This is a genomic window from Aliamphritea ceti, from assembly GCF_024347215.1.
GTDB lineage: Bacteria > Pseudomonadota > Gammaproteobacteria > Pseudomonadales > Balneatricaceae > Amphritea > Amphritea ceti.
The window spans coordinates 4,210,918-4,230,025 of sequence record NZ_AP025282.1; the positions used below are offsets into that span (position 1 = coordinate 4,210,918).

At 45.2% G+C, this 19,108-nt stretch carries 19 protein-coding genes and 1 tRNA gene; 6 read left to right on the top strand and 14 right to left on the bottom strand.

Features of this window, described 5'->3' with window-relative positions; translation table 11 throughout:
* Positions 1-6 precede the first annotated feature (6 nt).
* The 5 genes from secD to OCU49_RS19245 all read right to left on the bottom strand — a co-directional run bounded on the left by secD (position 7) and on the right by OCU49_RS19245 (position 5,256).
* On the bottom strand, positions 7-1,857 hold the full coding sequence (secD, locus tag OCU49_RS19225; protein WP_261842160.1) for a protein translocase subunit SecD: 1,851 nt from the start codon (positions 1,855-1,857) through the stop codon (positions 7-9).
* Positions 1,858-1,921: 64 nt separating this feature from the next.
* Positions 1,922-2,254, bottom strand: a complete 333-nt coding sequence (gene yajC / locus OCU49_RS19230) for a preprotein translocase subunit YajC (RefSeq protein WP_261842161.1) — start codon at positions 2,252-2,254, stop codon at positions 1,922-1,924.
* A gap of 34 nt (positions 2,255-2,288) precedes the next feature.
* The gene (gene tgt / locus OCU49_RS19235) at positions 2,289-3,428 is read right to left on the bottom strand and encodes a tRNA guanosine(34) transglycosylase Tgt (RefSeq protein ID WP_446680416.1); all 1,140 of its coding nucleotides are present in this window, start codon (positions 3,426-3,428) and stop codon (positions 2,289-2,291) included.
* Positions 3,429-3,636: 208 nt separating this feature from the next.
* A complete protein-coding gene (gene queA / locus OCU49_RS19240; RefSeq protein WP_261842163.1) occupies positions 3,637-4,674 on the bottom strand; it encodes a tRNA preQ1(34) S-adenosylmethionine ribosyltransferase-isomerase QueA in 1,038 nt (345 codons plus the stop codon).
* A gap of 165 nt (positions 4,675-4,839) precedes the next feature.
* The gene (locus OCU49_RS19245; protein WP_261842164.1) at positions 4,840-5,256 is read right to left on the bottom strand and encodes a VOC family protein; all 417 of its coding nucleotides are present in this window, start codon (positions 5,254-5,256) and stop codon (positions 4,840-4,842) included.
* A 183-nt stretch (positions 5,257-5,439) separates the two neighbouring features.
* On the opposite strand from OCU49_RS19245, the gene OCU49_RS19250 reads away from it, so the two are divergent.
* Together OCU49_RS19250 and OCU49_RS19255 are read left to right on the top strand one after the other, a co-directional pair.
* A complete protein-coding gene (locus tag OCU49_RS19250) occupies positions 5,440-6,015 on the top strand; it encodes a TetR/AcrR family transcriptional regulator (protein ID WP_261842165.1) in 576 nt (191 codons plus the stop codon).
* A 167-nt stretch (positions 6,016-6,182) separates the two neighbouring features.
* Positions 6,183-6,302 carry a porin family protein gene (locus OCU49_RS19255; RefSeq protein ID WP_261842166.1) on the top strand — a complete coding sequence of 40 codons (120 nt, stop codon included), beginning with the start codon at positions 6,183-6,185 and terminating at the stop codon, positions 6,300-6,302.
* Positions 6,303-6,400: 98 nt separating this feature from the next.
* On the opposite strand, the gene OCU49_RS19260 is transcribed toward OCU49_RS19255, so the two are convergent.
* Positions 6,401-6,766 (bottom strand): hypothetical protein, encoded by a 366-nt coding sequence (locus OCU49_RS19260; RefSeq protein ID WP_261842167.1) that lies wholly within the window; start codon positions 6,764-6,766, stop codon positions 6,401-6,403.
* Between the two features lie 174 nt (positions 6,767-6,940).
* Between OCU49_RS19260 and OCU49_RS19265 the strand changes: the two genes are divergently transcribed.
* Complete coding sequence (locus tag OCU49_RS19265; RefSeq protein ID WP_261842168.1) at positions 6,941-8,332, top strand: PepSY-associated TM helix domain-containing protein; 1,392 nt, start codon at positions 6,941-6,943, stop codon at positions 8,330-8,332.
* A 177-nt stretch (positions 8,333-8,509) separates the two neighbouring features.
* Positions 8,510-8,594 (top strand) — tRNA-Leu (locus tag OCU49_RS19270).
* A gap of 658 nt (positions 8,595-9,252) precedes the next feature.
* Here the strand turns inward: OCU49_RS19270 and OCU49_RS19275 are convergent.
* From OCU49_RS19275 to OCU49_RS19310, 8 genes are all read right to left on the bottom strand, one after another.
* The gene (locus OCU49_RS19275) at positions 9,253-10,791 is read right to left on the bottom strand and encodes an aldehyde dehydrogenase family protein (RefSeq protein WP_261842169.1); all 1,539 of its coding nucleotides are present in this window, start codon (positions 10,789-10,791) and stop codon (positions 9,253-9,255) included.
* A gap of 108 nt (positions 10,792-10,899) precedes the next feature.
* Positions 10,900-11,676, bottom strand: coding sequence for an ABC transporter ATP-binding protein (locus OCU49_RS19280; protein ID WP_272885301.1), 777 nt, complete (start codon positions 11,674-11,676; stop codon positions 10,900-10,902).
* Positions 11,654-12,394 (bottom strand): ABC transporter permease, encoded by a 741-nt coding sequence (locus tag OCU49_RS19285; RefSeq protein ID WP_261842170.1) that lies wholly within the window; start codon positions 12,392-12,394, stop codon positions 11,654-11,656. Before OCU49_RS19285 ends, OCU49_RS19280 begins: the two co-directional genes overlap by 23 nt.
* Complete coding sequence (locus OCU49_RS19290; protein WP_261842171.1) at positions 12,394-13,101, bottom strand: ABC transporter permease; 708 nt, start codon at positions 13,099-13,101, stop codon at positions 12,394-12,396. The genes OCU49_RS19285 and OCU49_RS19290 overlap by 1 nt, the downstream gene beginning before the upstream one ends.
* A 14-nt stretch (positions 13,102-13,115) precedes the next feature.
* Positions 13,116-13,907: a transporter substrate-binding domain-containing protein gene (locus OCU49_RS19295; protein ID WP_261842172.1), complete on the bottom strand. Its 792-nt coding sequence runs from the start codon at positions 13,905-13,907 to the stop codon at positions 13,116-13,118.
* Between the two features lie 157 nt (positions 13,908-14,064).
* The gene (locus OCU49_RS19300; RefSeq protein ID WP_261842173.1) at positions 14,065-14,469 is read right to left on the bottom strand and encodes a RidA family protein; all 405 of its coding nucleotides are present in this window, start codon (positions 14,467-14,469) and stop codon (positions 14,065-14,067) included.
* Positions 14,466-15,461 carry a threonine/serine dehydratase gene (locus OCU49_RS19305; RefSeq protein ID WP_261842174.1) on the bottom strand — a complete coding sequence of 332 codons (996 nt, stop codon included), beginning with the start codon at positions 15,459-15,461 and terminating at the stop codon, positions 14,466-14,468. The genes OCU49_RS19300 and OCU49_RS19305 overlap by 4 nt, the downstream gene beginning before the upstream one ends.
* Complete coding sequence (locus OCU49_RS19310; protein ID WP_261842175.1) at positions 15,458-16,402, bottom strand: dihydrodipicolinate synthase family protein; 945 nt, start codon at positions 16,400-16,402, stop codon at positions 15,458-15,460. Before OCU49_RS19310 ends, OCU49_RS19305 begins: the two co-directional genes overlap by 4 nt.
* Positions 16,403-16,869: 467 nt before the next feature.
* Between OCU49_RS19310 and OCU49_RS19315 the strand changes: the two genes are divergently transcribed.
* Together OCU49_RS19315 and bamJ are read left to right on the top strand one after the other, a co-directional pair.
* Entirely contained in the window at positions 16,870-17,787 is a 918-nt protein-coding gene (locus OCU49_RS19315; RefSeq protein ID WP_261842176.1) for a LysR family transcriptional regulator, read from the top strand.
* A 696-nt stretch (positions 17,788-18,483) separates the two neighbouring features.
* Positions 18,484-18,960 carry a BamJ family beta-barrel-assembly machinery protein gene (gene bamJ / locus OCU49_RS19320; protein WP_261842177.1) on the top strand — a complete coding sequence of 159 codons (477 nt, stop codon included), beginning with the start codon at positions 18,484-18,486 and terminating at the stop codon, positions 18,958-18,960.
* The last annotated feature ends 148 nt before the right edge of the window (positions 18,961-19,108 follow it).

A 19,108-nucleotide genomic window follows, 5' to 3' on the forward strand; every position in this document is an offset into this window, starting at 1 on the left:
CCTTGGTCAGATCGACAGCTTGTTCAGCGTACGACCGCCGTAGGTTAAATTCACTAACGCACGGGTCACCATAATCGCGGTAAACATCGAGGTCACGATACCCACCGACAGGGTGATAGCAAAACCTTTCACCGGACCGGTACCCATAGCAAACAGGATAACCGCAGCCAGCAAGGTGGTGATGTTGGCATCAAAGATAGTGGTAAAGGCACGCTCAAAACCGGCATTGATTGCCGACTGTGGGGGCAGGCCATTCGCCAGCTCTTCTTTTATTCGCGAGAATATAAGCACGTTGGCATCTACCGCCATACCTACTGTCAGAACGATACCTGCAATACCAGGCAAGGTCAGCGTGGCAGACATAATAGACATCACCGCCAACAGTAATACCAAATTCAGCGTCAGCGCGACGTTTGCCAGCAAACCGAATACGCGGTAGTAAACCAGCATAAACAGCAACACCAGAGCAAAACCAATCTGTACAGAGGTAATACCCAATTCGATGTTTTGCTCACCTAAGCTAGGTCCGACTGTACGTTCTTCTACAAAGTAGATTGGCGCAGCCAGTGCACCGGCACGTAGCAACAGCGCAAGCTCAGATGCTTCACCTGCTCCATCGAGACCTGTAATACGGAAACTGGAACCAAGGATGCTCTGAATCGTCGCCAGAGAGATAATATTTTTCTCTACATAAGGCACACGCTCAGAAACCTGTTCACCGTCTACCGTTTTAATCAGCGTACGGCTCTTGTGCTCAACAAACAGTACCGCCATCCGACGCTTAACCGCGTTACGGGTGGTACGGTTCATCAGCTCACCACCTTTGGAATCCAGACTGATGGAAACCTGTGGCTGTCCATTTTCATCAAAGGCTGACTGCGCATTAGATACGCTGGAACCGGTGATGATGATGTCTTTTTCAAGCGTTGCTTTACGCGGCGAATCGCGGAAGCTGTAGGTTTCAGTTGATGCACTTGATGCATCGGTCTTAGCTTCTAAACGGAATTCCAGGTTCGCTGTTTTACCGATAATCCGCTTAGCTGCTGCTGCATCCTGAATACCTGGCAGCTGTACAACGATACGGTTACGGCCCTGACGCTGTACCAGTGGCTCTGCCACACCCAGCTCGTTCACTCGGTTACGCAGGGTGGTCAGGTTTTGCTTGATCGCATAGTCTTCAATTTCGCGAACTTTGCTTTCCAGAAGACTTACAACCACGTAATACGCGCCGTCAGCATCTTCATCGGTAAGCAAAAATTCTGTGTAATCTTGTTTCAGTAACTGGCTAGCCTGGTCACGTACATCAGCCTTGGAAAATTTTAGTTCCAAACTGCCGTCTTCACGGTGTACTACTGAACGGTAACGCAGTTTTTCAGCACGCAGCTGAGCTTTAATCTCACCTACATACACGTCCAGTCGCTGTGCTACAGCCTGTGCCATATCAACTTCCAGCAGGAAGTGCACACCGCCACGTAAGTCGAGACCCAGCTTCATCGGGCCTGCACCGACAGATGTCAGCCATTCAGGGGTGGTTGGCGCCAGGTTCAGGGCAACGACGTAGTTATCCCCTAAAATACGACTGATTGCTTCTTTTGCTTCCAGCTGGGTACTGCCATCAGCGAAACGTAGCAAACCACTTGCACCATTAATTTCACTGGCCTTAGACACCAGACCTTCGGCCTTCAGCTGCTTAGTCACGCGATCAAGCATTTGCTGATCAACGGTATAGCTGGCACGGGTGCCGGAAACCTGTACTGCAAAATCATCTGGATATAAGTTCGGCGCTGCATACAGACCACCGATAAGCAATATCAGAACGATCAGCGCGTTTTTCCATAACGGATATTTATTGAGCATGCTGCCCTTGCCTTCTGTAATCGAAAACGCCATTACCGGTCAGTAATGGCGTTGCAGTGAACGACTAGATTTCTTTGATAGTGCCTTTTGGCAGCGCCGCACTTACGTGGGTCTTTTGGAAAGTCAGCTCAGTATCACCAGAAACTTCCAGTACAACGTAATCGTCATTCAGACGAATTACCTTACCCAGAATGCCGCCAGCAGTGATTACTTCGTCACCTTTGCTCAGACCAGACAACAATGTTTTATGGTCTTTTGCACGCTTTGCCTGTGGACGCCACATGAAGAAGTAGAAAATCAGACCAAAGCCAACCAGAAAAACAAGGTTGAACATGCTTGGATCCATACCGCCCGGGGCTGCGCCTTCAGCGTATGCTGGTGAGATAAAAAAGCTCATTGGCTTCTCCTAGTTACTGACATTTAAATGTGAATTAATCGTTATTACTGGATTCTGTGTCGGCTATCGGCGGTGTTTCAAGCCCCCGTAACCGGTAGAATTCGTCGACAAAGTCGCTCAATTTACCTTCTTCTATAGCCTTTCGCAAACCGGCCATAAGTTCCTGATAGTAATGCAGGTTGTGGATAGTATTCAGCTGCGAACCCAGGATCTCTTTACACTTATCAAGATGGTGCAAATAAGCACGGCTAAAGTTCTGACAGGTATAGCAGGAACACTCTTCATCCAGCGGCCCGGTATTGGTTTTATTCGCAGCATTACGCAGCTTAACAATACCGTTACGGGTAAACAGGTAGCCGTTACGGGCGTTGCGGGTTGGCATCACGCAGTCAAACATATCCACACCGCGACGCACACCTTCAACCAGATCTTCCGGGCGGCCTACGCCCATCAGATAACGTGGTTTGTCTTCCGGCATTTTCCACGCCAGATGATCCAGAACCTTTTCCATTTCATCTTTTGGCTCACCGACAGACAATCCGCCAATCGCATAGCCATCGAATTCAATTTCGTTCAGCCCTTCCAGTGACTCATCACGCAAATGCGGATACATACCTCCCTGAATAATGCCGAACAGTGCAGACGGGTTATCACCGTGTGCATCTTTAGAGCGTTTCGCCCAGCGTAATGACAAGCGCATAGATTCAGCAGCCTGCACTTCTGTCGCCGGGTAAGGCGTACATTCGTCAAAAATCATCACGATGTCTGAGCCCAGGTCTTTCTGAACCTGCATTGATTCTTCCGGCCCCATAAATACTTTGGAACCATCAACAGGCGACTGAAATGTCACACCTGCTTCCGTGATTTTGCGCATCGCTCCCAGACTGAAAACCTGGAATCCACCGGAGTCGGTCAGAATCGGACCTTTCCAGTTAGTAAAGTCGTGCAGATCACCATGCTGTTTAATAATCTCTGTGCCCGGACGCAGCATCAGATGGAAAGTATTCCCGAGAATAATTTCTGCACCGGTAGCTTCGATATCCCGTGGTGTCATTCCTTTTACGGTGCCATAGGTACCAACAGGCATAAACGCTGGCGTTTCAACATCACCACGGGGAAAGCTCAGACGTCCGCGACGGGCTTTGCCCTCAGTCGCCAAACATTCAAACTTCATAAAACATTCTCTGCTCACGGCAATTCCTACTCGATTCATTGAGCCTGGGAACTTCATCGTCCCGGCAAACTTCCCTTAGATATAAGGGCATATTTATCAATCACAAGGCACCGCCGTAAATACAGCCAGCTGCGCCCTAACTTACAACACCGGGATGACAGTTAAATGGCTTTGATCACCGCCGCCATAAACAGTTTCATCATTCGGCTTAACTTTTATCCTGCTTCTGCAAAAACATCGCATCGCCATAACTGAAAAAACGATACTTTTCTGCCACTGCTTCACTATAAGCAGCCATCATATTGTCGTAACCTGCAAACGCAGACACCAACATTAGCAAGGTTGACTCTGGCAAATGAAAATTAGTCACCAGAGCGTCTACGGTTTTAAATTCATACCCAGGGAAAATGAAGATATCGGTGTCGCCAAAGTAAGGCTCAATCTCACCGTTACGGCTGGCAGTTTCCAAACAACGAACGCTGGTTGTACCTATGGCAATCACGCGGTTGCCCCGTGCTTTCGTTGCTTTTACTGCAGCACATACTTCTTCCGACACTTCGATGTATTCAGCATGCATCTTATGTTCGGCAATCGTATCAACCTTCACCGGACGAAACGTACCGGCACCCACATGCAGCGTCACGAAGGCTTTTTCTACGCCTTTGTCTGTCAGTTTAGCCAGCAGAGCATCATCAAAATGCAGGCCAGCGGTTGGCGCTGCCACAGCACCTGGCTTGACGTTATAAACCGTCTGATAACGTTCCCGGTCAGAAAGTTCGTCTTCACGCTTCATATATGGTGGCAGCGGCATATGGCCAAACTGTTCTAACGCTTCAATCAAATTACCTTCAGTAAGATCAAAGCACAGCTCGAACAAATCATCATGACGGCCAACCATCGTTGCCTTCAAACCACCTTCCAAGGTCAGCTCAGCACCTTCTTTAGGTGAGCGGCTGGAACGGATATGCGCCAGCGCTGACTGTTCATCAAGTACACGCTCAATCAAGACTTCAACTTTACCGCCGGATGCTTTCTGGCCAAACATACGCGCCGGAATAACCCGGGTATTGTTGAAAATCACCAGGTCGCCTTCGTTTAGCAGGTCCAGCACTTCATAGAAATGTCGGTGCGTACGGCTGCCACTATTACCATCAACACAAAGCAAACGGCTGGCGGTGCGGTCTGCCAGTGGATAACGGGCAATTAGCTCATCGGGAAGTTCGAAGTGAAAATCTTTAACTTGCATGACGGGATCTGTCGGAACTGAAAAAAGGACGGCTATCCTAACGGAAAACGAAGTATATTTCAGCGTTCCTGGATGCAAATACTGCAATTATCCGGGCCGGCCTGGCCGTACCCGGTCAATGTTTATCTTTTGACATAAAACTGCGCTTAACACTCGATAGACGGATCAGCCTGCAGGCGCAATAAATTCGACCCGAATTCCTCCCGGAATCAGACACATCATGTGTCGATAAGGTGCTTCTCCCAAGGGCTCCGGAGCAAACTCAACGGATACATCGCCACAGGCCTGAAGCCGCCTATTCAAGTCATCAAGGGTTGCTTCATCCGCTACGGCCAGCGCCACATGGTGTAATCCTATATTCTCATGGCGATTAAAACTCACAGGTGAATCTGTTTTCGCCTGCCAGAGCGTAATCATAGTATGCCCATCACTGACAAAAATGGCCGGATAATCCGGTTTCTCACCTACCTGCTGGAACCCAAGTACCTGCTGAAAAAATTCAGCTGCTGAAACTAAATCTGGCACAGTTAAACCCAAATGATTGATGCCTTGCGTTACCGCCCCAGTATTCTCACGCGTCATGACACACTACTGACTCTTACAACAAAACAAAATGAACAGATCTGTTCACAATAAAAACCAAACTATACTGAACAGATCAGTACACCTCCAGAGAAAAATAACCTCATAAGGGTAAATCAGGCACTGGAACGTACCGCGCGGCTGTCATACACTCTGGCAATCTAAAATACAGTGGACCCCAAAATGGCCAGGGACAAAAAGCAACATCTGATCGAAACAGCCCTGCAACTGTTCAATAAGCACGGATATCACGCCACAGGTATCGACACCATTATGACGGTCTCCGGCGTATCAAAAACCACACTGTATAAATACTTTCGCAGCAAAGAAATTTTGATTTTGGCAGTTCTGGAATATCGCCACCAAAGCTTAGTCGAACTCTTTGAAGCAACAATTCAGGCATCCCGAGAAGCCTACCCACAGGCAGATGAAAGCTATCACTTGCATGCTTTTTTTGATGCTTTACAAGCCTGGTTTAAAGACGACAATTTCTTTGGCTGTAACTTCATTAATGCCAGCGCAGAATTTGCCGACAAAGAACACCCTGTTCATAAGTATGCCTGCCAGCATAAGCACTGGCTTCGTAACTGTCTGAAAACACTTCTGCATGATGGATTACTTGCTGAGCAAGTCATGCTGTTGGTCGACGGTGCAATCGTCACCGCTCAGGTACAAAACGCCCCGCAAGCAGCTGAAACTGCCCGACAACTGGCCTGTCGATTATGTGAGTTGCCCGCACAGCAAGCCAGTACAGCTTAATAAATGAGTCTTAATAGATTGGTCTTAGCAGCTAAGTCTAAAGTCTCAACTAAATAATCTCGCCTTAATAGTTGCATCACTGTTCGTTGAACTACAACCTTATACACTCACTGCCAGCTCAGGCCAGATATGATATCTGCAGAGCAAGAAGCTCTGCATCAAAAGATTTGAAGCGTACTATCAACAACACTAAATCACGTGAAACTCAATCAGGCCCGCTATTGGGTGTTGGTATTATGTATCAGTTTGGTCAGTGGGATCTGCGAGCAGAATACGAACAGGCATAAGACAAAGACAAATTTCAGGTAACAACCCTGAGTGTTGCTTATCGTTTCTAACTCTTCCAAAGAAACTATCCAGGGCAGGTTTATACTTGTCCTATTACCTACTCAAGCCCCGCCTGCAATTCACCCTCAGGCAAAATCACAACTATAGCCTGCATAGCCTGATCTGAAATCGCCGAAATATTCTTCGCCTGCAAAGTCTTACTGTAATAAACACCATTCTGTTGCCAGCTGAGCTCAGCTAAACGCCCCTGTAGTGCCCGTTCAGGAAATCCCAGTGAACATTCACTGTTTTTTAAAATACTGCTACAGCTCACTATCTGCCCGGACTCTGGAATTTTTAGCTTTATCTCATATGCAATCTGAGCAGAGCGATTCTGAATAATCAGCTGATTCACCGTTTGCGGCTGATGTGCGCAGGCCGCTGTAATAACCAGAACAATAATTAACGGGAAATAACGCAGCATAAAAACTCCATGGCAGTCGGCCAACCAGAAACTTCAACAAAAAGTCATAAGTATTAATTTTAGCTGTTAAATCAACACTCTGCGACAATCCGCCACGCGACATCAAGTCACATCCTTCAATGGCAGTCACTTTGTTAGAGTGCCGCGCTGTTAATGTTCAACTCAGGATTCGTTATGTCGCACTCACCTTCACAGCCTGCACGCTATCGCGCTGCCTGGCGCTGGCATATGTATGCCGGTATTTACGTCATTCCTTTCATGCTTATGCTCAGTATCACCGGACTGATTATGTTGTTGTATCAACCAGTTATTGCACCAGCATTCCACAGCAATTTGCTAACAGTACAACCTGCCAACAATGAGTATGTCAGCTGGCAACAACAACTAAACAGAGTAAAAGCAGAATATCCTGAAGCGAGCATCACCCAATTCCGGCTACCTGAATCACCTAGCCAGAGCAGCCACTTCACGGTTAAAAATACCGCTGGTGAAAACATCAATGTTTATGTAAACCCTTATAACAGTGAAATTTTAGGCAGTAACAGTAAAGACCAGAGCCTGTATGCACTGGCAGACGAGATACACGGGACGTTTTTATTCGGCAAAACCGGCGATGCCTTAATCGAACTGGCTGCCGGATACACTCTGGTTCTGATTTTGACCGGATTATTTATGTGGTGGCCCCGTCAGCAAAAACATTGGTACCGCTTATTTTTACCGCAGCTGAATTCGAAAGGAAGATCTCTGTGGAAAGAACTGCACGTCAGCACCGGCGCCTGGCTGGCAGTAGCCTTACTCTTTTTAAGCATTACAGGGTTATCCTGGACAGGAATCTGGGGAGCAAAAATTATTCAACCCTGGAACACCTTTCCAACAGGTGTATTCGGAGGTGTTCCTACTTCTGATAAAACCCACGCCAGCCTTAACCCCGGAGTCATTGAAGAAATTCCATGGAATTTAGAACAGGCACCATTACCTCTTTCAGGCTCTCATGCCGGAACACAGGTTACTCCACCAGGTACAGCGGTGAACCTGGATTCAGTCACTAGTTTTGCGAAGCAACTAAATATGCAGTCTTTCCGGGTTAACCTGCCACGCGATAATGACGGCGTTTACTCCATTGTTGCCGCGACCATGAGTAAAGACCGTATTTCTCCGGTCGACGACCGCACGCTGCATATCGATCAGTACAGCGGTAAATTATTAATGGACATTCAGTTCAAGGACTACAGCCTGATAGCCAAAGCAATGGCAGTTGGTATCCCACTCCATATGGGACTATGGGGTACTGCTAACCTGATTCTGAATATTACTATCTGTGTACTCACTCTGTTCCTTTGCGTCAGTGGCATAGTACTCTGGTGGAAGCGTCGCCCTGCACAATCAGGCTTGAACCTGAATCCACCACCCGCGATTTCTGCAAGCAGATGGAATACAGCATTTGTCATCTGGACAATCATTGCTGTCTGTTTCCCACTGACAGGTGCCAGCCTTATTGTTATCTGGCTACTGGAGCAACTATTCAGCCGGTTATTCAAGCGAACATCGAAACTACAGCGCAGTTAGACATTCAGGGCAGGACTTACTGCTGCCTGTCCAGATTTATACAAATATCTGAATATTTAGGTTTTTTCGGATTATTTCAGTTTCGTGATTGACGCCTATGAAAGGATTCGTATAATACCGTGCACTTACTTACTGTCAGGTGGCTCACCTTAGTGAGTAAGTTGCGAAATGAGATGTGCCGGTGTGGTGAAATTGGTATACACGACGGATTCAAAATCCGTTGCCTTCGGGCGTGGCGGTTCAAGTCCGCCCACCGGTACCACAACTTGATCTCTTAATTGATCGTTGAATCAAACGAAGCGATATCGAAAGATAGTCGCTTTTTTTGTGTCTGAAATTTGTCAAAATACAATGCGGCTAAATTGCTATGCACGACGAATTCAGTTTTCCAAAAACATTTGGCGTGGCGGTTCAAGTCCGCCCACCGGTACCACGACTTAATCAAATCATCGATTAAGTATTAAAGCCCTATTTACGGGATATACAGAGAAGCGGAGCTTACCAGCGACCGCTTTTTTTTATGCCTGAAACTTCTGCGTCCTGTGCATATCCTATATTTTCATGTGGCGATTATGTGCGCAAGTAAATCTATTAAAATCCTCGATCCCCCCCGAATCACAAAGATTCTCTGATGAGATAACTCCCCCGGACACAGACAATCATTAAGGGCCGGCTCAAGCTACTCTTAACTGACTATCGGGGGGGGGGATCAGGGTAAAACCACCTGATTAGTTTCACTTACCGATTGAGCTTTCCGACAATGAATATTTAGCTAATAGCGATAATAAAAAAGCCCGGCTCATGCCGGGCAAAATGACAGCGAAGGGTTTAAGCTGCCATGGACCTTTAGATAAAAAACTATTTAGAGTAAAACCCCTAAATATTTAGCAATACCCCCAACCTTAGGTACAGACCACCCTTTATGTAAGAGTGATCCAAACGGCCTTAGTCTCAAGAAAATACTCAAGCTGCTCCGCACCTAGATCTTTACCTACACCTGACTGTTTATAGCCGCCAAAAGGCATTGCGGGATCAATAGTTCCGTGTCCATTGACATAGACAGACCCCGCTTTTAACTTGGGAATCACCCGGTGTACCCGGGAAAGGCTATTCGAGTAAATGGCAGCAGCTAAGCCGTATATTGAATCATTTGCCAAGTCGATTACCTCCTCCTCCGTCTCAAAAGGGGCTGTGACAAGCACTGGACCAAAGATCTCTTCCCTTACCACAGCCATATCATTACGGCAGTTCGCAAAGATCGTAGGCTCGACAAAAAAACCGGAACCTTCCACTGTTTTTCCACCACAGACGAGTTCTGCACCTTCCGTCTGTCCTGCCTCTATATACTTCATCACCGTTTCTTGTTGTCTGGCCGATACCATAGGGCCAATAAAGCACTCGGGATTAAGCCCTGACGCTATTTTTAACTGCTTGGTATACTTAATCAGTTCAGTAAGAAAACGATCGTATATTGAATGGTGAATATAGGCACGGGAACCAGCATCACACACCTGACCCGAGTTAAAAAAGATGCCGTTGGCTACAGCTTCCGCTGTTTGTTTAAGATCGACATCATCGAAAACAATAACAGGAGACTTTCCGCCTAGCTCCAGCGTCATATGCTTCATGCTCTGAAGCGCAGAGTTACCTACAGTGATCCCAACCTTAGTCGATCCTGTAAAAGTCACTTTATCTATACCCGAGTGAGAAGACATAGCAGCACCTACTTCTTCTCCTAAACCAGTAACAATATTAATCACGCCATCCGGGATACCCGCTTCTTTAGCTAGTTCAGCAAAGCGTAATGCACTCAAGGAGGTTATCTCTGACGGTTTAACAACAACTGTACAACCTACAGCTAAAGCCGCACCGAGCTTCCAAGCCATAGTCTGAAGCGGAAAGTTCCAGGGAATAATAGAACCTACAACACCGACTGCTTCTTTACGTGTATAAGCGACATATTCACCAGGTAACGAAGATTCGCCGGTCCGACCACTTATTTTCGAGGCCCAACCTGCAAAATAACGAAATGTGTCAATCGTACCTTGAATATCTATTTGAGATGCATCATTAACTGATTTTCCGACATCAATTGACTCAATTTCTGCCAACTCAAGTGCATGCTCCTGAAGTACGTCAACAAGCTTATGCAAACGAGTTTCACGCTCAAGCGGCTTCAAACGGCTCCACTCTCCACCGTCAAACTGAGCGCGTGCAGCAGACACTGCTCGATCAACATCCTGTGCAGAGCCTTGTGATATAGTCGTTAACATTCCACCTGTTGAAGGTTCCAATACTTCTAGTCTGGAGCCGTTACTGCCGGCACTCCAGTGCCCATCAATAAAATGTTCATGCTGCCGATTCAAAAACTCAAGCGTGGCATTCGACACTTGATATTGCTGAAGATAACTTTTGACCTTAGCATCCATTTCACTGGTATTTCGTTCTGGGGAGTTCATAGAATATTCCTCAATGCCTCTTATCAAGTGTAATTAGCAGAAAAACTCGCGATTAATTTTATTTTCTGAAAACCACTACACAATTTTCTAGATATCACTGATTCAGAATCAACGTATATCTGATATGAAATTTTGAAACACTTCTGTCTCTGGATGATTAAACATTTTCTCTGGACTGCCCTGCTCGGCAATTCGTCCCTGATTTAGAAAAACAACATTTGTGGAAACTTCACGTGCAAAAGCCATTTCATGAGTAACAACAATCATTGTCCGGCCTTCTTCTGCCAAAGATCGCATTACTTTTAAAACTTCACTGACAAGTTCAGGATCAAGAGCTGAAGTGGGCTCATCAAACAAAATCACATCGGGCTCCATTGCTAGTGCCCTTGCGATAGCCACCCGCTGCTGCTGTCCCCCGGAAAGATGAGCAGGGTACATATTCATACGTTCAGCAAGACCAACTCTCTCCAACAAAGATTCAGCCCTATCTCTAACCTCTGCCCTGTTCTGCTTTAAAACTTGCACAGGGCCTTCCATGACATTTTCGAGTACGGTTCTATGCGTCCATAAATTAAATTGCTGAAAAACCATCCCCATACGCTGACGTAATCTTTCGATTGCTTTACGGTTCACAGGTTTGCCATTACGAAATAAAATTTCCTCTCCGTTCTCTAAAATTGTGCCTGACGTTGGTATTTCTAAAGCATTCAGACATCTTAGAAACGTACTCTTACCCGACCCACTTGAGCCAAGTATAGATATGACATCATGGCTATTGGCTTGTAATGAGATGCCTTTTAATACTTCAGTCGAACCGAACGATTTTTGAATATCAATGGCTTCAAGAACTGCAACCGAATTATTATTTTTCATATTGGTATTCATTTTTTGACCTTTTTTGAGTCGTTAGCCTTTCGCTATAAAAATGAGCGTTGAAATAAACTTCTAGCTTGCGCCACACCCAAACAAGCATCACAACTAACAGCAGATATATAACTGTGGCCCATAAGTATGCAGACAGATCATACGTTTTCGAAAAAATCAGCCGAGTTTTACCCATGAGATCAAAAACAGTGACAACGCTTGCCAGTGCACTAGCCTTAATGAGAAGAATGATTTCATTACCCAAGGCTGGCCAGCTAATCCGGTAGGCATGTGGAAGTATCACACGTCTATACATTGTGAAGCGGCTCATACCTATAGCACTGGCGGCTTCAATTTGCCCATGAGGCACACCGGTCAGCCCACCACGCATTATCTCAATCTGATAAGCGGTAGAGTTAAGGACGAACGTCATCAAAGCACAGTAATATGGATCACGGAAAAATACCCACAAGCCCAGCTCTTCCAGGAGTGGCCGAAACTGCCCCGATCCATAGTAAATTAAAAACAGCTGAGCGAGCATTGGCGTGCCGCGCACAAATGACACATAAACCCTCAATGGCAACTGCAACATCCAGTGTGCATGCAAACGCGCCAAGGCAAGCGGGAGAGATAGCACTCCGGCTAAAAGTGCGCCAATGGCACTCAGTTGAAGGGTAATCATCAGACCGTCGTAATAGTCCATCCAGAAACTACTTATTATTTCTAAAGGATTCATCATCAGGCCCTCTTTACGCCACGGTTTGCCCGTTCTTCCAGCTTCGAAAGAACAATTTCTGACAAGATGCAGATAATCCAGTAAATAAGGCAAGCCGCCAGGTAAAAGTTAAAAGGTAACTTTGTGAAACCGGCTGCCACTTTCGTCATGCGCATCAGGTCATCAAGCGCAATGATCGAAACGAGTGACGTATCTTTAACTAAGTTGATCCACAGGTTGCCTAAGCCTGGTAAAGCGAACCGCCAAACCTGAGGAACCTTAACTCGGATAAAAATTTTCCAAGGCGACATCCCAATAGCAGCTGCAGCTTCCACCTGGCCTTCATCAAGCGACTGAAATGCTCCACGTAGCACCTCTCCCGCAAATGCACCAAAAACTAACCCTAGTGCAATAACACCGGCCAAAAACGGACTAAATTCAACACCACCGCCCTCTGGATTTAAATACCGGGCTGCCAGGTTAAGTAATAAACCCACACCGTTATAGATCACAAATAACGTTAAGATTTCAGGCAAACCTCGCATAACAGTAGTATAAGCTACCCCTATACTTCTAAGCCCTGTTGATTTTGAGAGAGACAGACTGGCAGTCAGAAAACCTAATACCAACCCAAGCGGAAGGGTAACAAAAGCCAGTTGAACGGTGATGAGAAACCCTTTAAGTAACTCATCACCCCACCCTGTTTCCCCGTAAGAAAACAATTCCAACATAAACCTAGCCTTTATTATTCAACTTTCATTGTATAAACATTCAAATCAAAATATTTATCATTAATTTTCTTATAAGTACCGTCGGCAAGAATTTCGGCCAGCGCTTTATTAAGTGCTTTCAGCAATTCTTCATCCTGTTTTCGCACGGCTATACCAACACCCTCTCCAACAAACTCAGGATTAGTAATAGGCTCTCCTGAAATTGTGCAACAAGCACCATCATCTGTTTTTTGAGTCCACTCTTGAAGGGGAATAACATCACCGACCATTACATCAAGACGGCCGCTCGCCATATCCAGATTTACTTCGTCTTGTGTAGAATATAAACGAATATCAGCATCCGGATAGATCTTGCCGATAAAGTCAGCTTGAGTGGTTCCGCTTTGAGCGCCGATAACTTTTCCAGACAGTGCTTCATTATTAAACTCAGTAATGCCAGACTTTTTATCCGTAACATGAGTCATAGCTGCCAAGTAATAAGGATCGGAGAAACTGACTTGCTTCTTACGCGCCTCGGTAATAAACAATGAGGCGACCAGAAAGTCATACTTTTCTGCCAGAAGTCCGGGAATCAGCCCATCATAATCTTGTGCTACTAATTCACATTCCTGCTCTATACGTTTACAAAGCTCTTCTCCGATATCGACATCAAATCCCGCCAACTTACCTGCGGAATCAATATAGTTGAAAGGAGGAAAAGCCCCTTCGGTACCTAAACGGAGCTTATCTCCGGCATTGGCAGAGCTTACAGTAAGTGCAACGGTAGCAACCGCTAAACCAGATAGAATAGATTTACAAAATTTCATAGCAGACTCCTAAAAGTCATAGATTTTGATGAGCTACGCCCATTCATTTTTATTTTCAATAGCTGTACGAGCCTTTATCTGTTAAATATCTCCAGCCAATGACTGCGATATCGATCTGAGTCCAACAGCTAATAAACTCAGTTTTAAAATAATGTTGTTAAGCACCGCCTTTCATATCGATCGGCTTATATGCAACCATCTCTATTTCCACTTTAGCGTCAATTGTCAGACCCGCACAGATAGTCGCTCTCGCAGGATGTTTACCGTCAAAATAGGAAGCATAAACTTCGTTAAACTCATCAAAGTCATCTGGATCAGGCAGACAAATATTGACCTTTACAACGTCAGAAAAAGAACATTGAGCACGCTGCAAAATTTCGCCGGCTGTATCCATCACCTGACGGGTTTCAGCGACAATCCCACCAGTAACGATTTTGCAATCATCGCCAAAACCAACAAGACCGGATAAATACACAAAATCACCAGCACGCACATAGCTCGAATAAGGAAGCCCCTCTTCGCTAGGCGCACCACGCTCCAATGACTGAGTTAAAGATCTCATTTCTGCTCCTCGGTATTATTGAATCGTTCACTACTAATATTTCGCCCACTAATCACCACTGCAATTTTTTGGGCTTCTCGACGTTGAAAATCTGTATGTAGCGCACCAGCTAAAGCACTCGCGCTGCCGCCTTCCATAACTAAACCTTCACTTTCAAATAACAGTTGCATCGCGGGCCTAAGGCTCTCTTCCGAAACTAAAATAGCAGCATCCATGAAGTCGCGAACAATCGGGAAAGTAAATTGATTATTAAGGCCGATACTGCCACCAATAGCGTCGCCTAAGCTTGGAGGCTCTTCTACAGTAACTGGATGCCCTGCCTCGAGGCTCCGGACCATGCCTGGCTCCACCTCCATAGAAGTACCAACAACATTGATGGCCGGTGAAATTGCTTTGGCAGCTAAAGCAATACCAGACAACAGACCGCCGCCAGATAACGGAGCAATAATGGTATCGATATCTGGCTGCTCATTTAGAATATCGAGCGCAATCGTTCCCTGGCCTGCTATTACATCCAGATCATCGTAAGGCGCTATCCAGGTTAACCCTTCTTTATCGATCAAGGAGTCTGCGTACTCTTGCGCATCATCCTGCGTGTTACCGACAACTCTCAAATCGGCACCATAGCTACGTATTGCCTGACGCTTGTTTTCAGGAACTAAATCACACACACAGATGATCGCCCGGATTCCCAGTATCTTGGCAATATAGGCGACTGCACGGCCGTGATTTCCACTAGATACGGCAACCACACCACGCTTCTTTTCCGCTTCGCTAAGTTGCAACATTCGGTTTGATGCTCCACGCAACTTGAAACTTCCTGTTGTCTGAAGTGTTTCCAGTTTCAACCACACTTCACAGCCAACAGCCTCGGAAATAGCACTGGAAAAAATAAGCGGTGTGGGCCTAATGATTGAAGCAATTCGATCTCGCGCCTGTAATACGGTTTGTAATGAAACATAACTATCTGGGCTAACATCTTTGCTATTCATTGGATAACGTCCTCAACTTCTGTTCCTAACCCTTTTGGAAATAGAGATGAATATGCATGAATCATCGAATGAAGCTGATGGCGTTGTACTTCAGGCAACTGTTTAAGTGGAGGACACAGATTCAGCCATTGTGAATCTCCCGACATCATCGCGATAATATCTTTAACCGCTTCGCTAACAGGAAATTTCAATAAGGTTTCTTCCCAAAGCCCGGTTAACGCAATCTGCGCATCCTGCGCATCCTGCGTATTAAGACTCCATCCCTTCTTAACATCTGCCAGTAAATTAGGTGTTAGATTGGCAGTTGCAGTAATAGCCCCATATCCTCCAGCTTCTAGAAGAGGCCAAAGTAGGTGGTCATCACCCGAGAATACTTTCAATTGGGGAAACTGTTTTGCCATCAAGGTCATGCTTTCCAGCGAACCTGTACTGTCTTTCACTCCGGCAATTTCATCAGGGTAAGCCTTTATAAGACGTTCAATCAGAGCCGGGGTCACCGGCGCACCGGTCATTTCAGGAAAATGATAAAGATATATCTGATTTTTCAGTCTTTCGAGCTGCTCAATCAAACGTGAATAAAATGCAAAAATGCCGTCCTCATCCGGAGAATGAAAAAAGAATGGCGGATGCACCAAGATACCATCGCACCCAGAATCAATAGCATGCTGTGATAACCGAAGAGTGTCTGCTACTGAACAGCAGCCAGTACCTACAATGAGACTCTCGGCAGGCACGCCACTATTAAGTAATACATCTAAAGCCTGAATACGCTCAGAAATACCGAAAGAGGCAGACTCGCCGGTTGTGCCAAATAAAACAGCACCATCGCAACCGGATTGAAGTATCCACCGGGTATGTGATGAAAGTTTTAAATGCTCAATTTTCCCCATGCTATCAACGGGCGTTACCAAGGCGGCACAAATTGAAGGAGTGATAGTCATCTCTAGCCTACTATGTCAATTAGATAAGCAAGAAGACTTTTCATAACTTCTCGCCAGTTTCAATCAGCTTATGGCGAAGCGAAGTCAGGACAAATCTAAAAAATGAAAAGTAAACTGAACAAATGCTGACAGTATCGATATCCAGCCATTGCGAAAAAATAAAACAACTCTAAAGACGCGGCTACATATCATTGAAATTTAAATACTTTTATGGTCATCTAATGGCAAATAATCATCATAAAAAGGTGTGGGATAGTCGCTAAAAAACAGTAAATTATTATTTTTGATCACCATCGTCTTCCCTGCAATTGCTTTATAAATACACACTCAAGCAATATAAACAGTATTAATAAAAGTAAATCTATGTACGAACAACTATGCTTTAAATACGCTTACTTTAGGAAGATAGTCAGAACTGGTGAACGCTTGAAAAGTCCAGTTTTATCAAAGAATAAGGGGAGCTAAATATGTCAGTTTCAAAAATTCCTAGTCATCAAATTCAGGAACTCGACCTTAAACTTTTACGCATTTTTTTAACTATTGTTAATAATGGCGGCTTCTCTGCTGCTCAGTATGAGTTAAATATCAGTCTTTCCGCCATCAGTGCAGCAATGACTCAGTTGGAAGGTAGGTTGGGGTTTAAACTCTGCGAACGTGGACGAAGCGGCTTTCAACTAACAGAAGGTGGTAAGGTAATTCATCAGGAATTACTTAAAACTATAGAGGCCATAGATCGATTCCAATCGGTTGCAGAATCATTTAAAGGTGACATGTACGGCCGGATTACGATCGCAATTGACGATGCGATTATGACTAATTCTAAGTGCCCTCTTTTTAAAATCATCAGAGATTTCAGTCAGACGGCTCCTAATCTCAAACTTAACCTCAACATCATATCTGTATCCAGAATGGAAAGGGCCTTATTAGAAAATGAAATAAATATTGCAATCGGACCCTTTCGGGAAATTTCTGACACTCTTACTTTCAAGTTACTCTATGAAGAAACTCAGTATCTATGCGCTGGTAGTGGGCACCCGGCATTTGGTGTTACGAATGTTAAAAAGCTTAAAGAAATTGCTCACGAGTCAAATTACGCCGCGCGAAGCTATAAAGATAGCGCTGCTATGCTTGACGATGCATCTTTCGAGAAAATCACATCAACCTCAAAAATGGAAGCGCTTCTGGCGTATGTTCTAAGTGGTCAATATCTTGGATACTTGCCACGCCATGCTTGTCATGACTGGTTAGAAAAAAATGAAATGTGGGCGCTTGATCCTCATACATTTTCTTATAAAGTTCCCATCAAGGTGGTTTACAAAAGATCTCATGATGACCCCCGAATCTCGCTGTTTTTAGATTCCGTCATAGAACTTGCTGGCAAATAATCCAACGCTCCTATTAAAATTAGCCTGAATCGACCAATTTTTCACAGGTGCTCTATCTCCTGTTTTACTTCTCAGACCGAAAAGATGTGCAGATTCTATACGCTCTACAATATATTTGTACCCGACAATGTTTACTAATTTTCAAAGCTAACAGCTGAACTATGCAACGATATCCATGAAAACATTTGGAAATACAGGTTTTTGAATGCGACTAAAAATCCGCTACCTTCGGGCGTGGCGGTTCAAGTCTGCCCACCGGGGCCACTATATTCCTAGAGAAGAACTTTAGAATCGAACGATGTTTCAGCCTTCGTTTTTTTGTGTCTGAAATTTGCGAATACTGACGATAAACAAAGAAACACGACGGATTCGCTTTCTAAAAATAACCGGCGTTACCTTCGGGCGTGGCGGTTGTTCTTAAATCAGCGCCCACCGGTACCGCTACTCTACTTTAAGAAGAAACTAAGAAATCGAACGCTGTTCCAGCCTTTGGTTTTTTTAGGACGTTGGAGAGCAAACTAAAAATAGCTATCATTTAATTTTACTCTCCCTCCCTGTTAATCCCACCCTATATATCTCCTGAAATATTGTCTGCTGAAGCGCTGGCTACACTCCCGGTGCGGCATACAGAGAATCCCTTTACATGACTATGATCTTGTATTTAAAGTAAGCTTTTAAAACCGGAACCCTGAACCTATGACTGAAATAATCCTGATCGCTATAGTCGTCTGTATTGGCTGGCTGCTGATAAGATCTAAGAAACAAAATAAGCAGTTAGCTGAACAGAACCGTTCTGAAGGTTCTGAGTTTTTGACTCTGAATGCTGACAAACCGGAAGTATCGACAACAGCCAGCGGCCTGCAATATGAAGTTCTGCAATCAGGCAGTGGTTCAGAACATCCGAACGCCTCGGATAAAGTAAAGGTTCACTATCACGGCACCCTGATTGATGGCCGGGTGTTCGACAGTTCAGTTGACCGTGGCGAGCCAATCAGCTTTGTCCTTAATCAGGTCATTAAAGGCTGGACAGAAGGTGTTCAACTGATGGTTGTAGGGGAAAAACGTCGTTTATTTATCCCGGCCGATCTGGCCTACGGGAATGGCTCAGCGGGTATTATTACTCCCGGCTCCACCTTAATTTTTGAGGTTGAACTGCTGGCTATCAACCCCTGATTCCGTTCATATACCTGATAAAGCGGGTGCTGCAGCTTAAACTGACTCCCGCTATCTGACCTTTTTTGAAAATTCAGGGCTTCAGGTAACAACTAGCCTCCTGAATCACCACTCAACCTCATCAAATAACTGAAGAACTTTTCTCTGA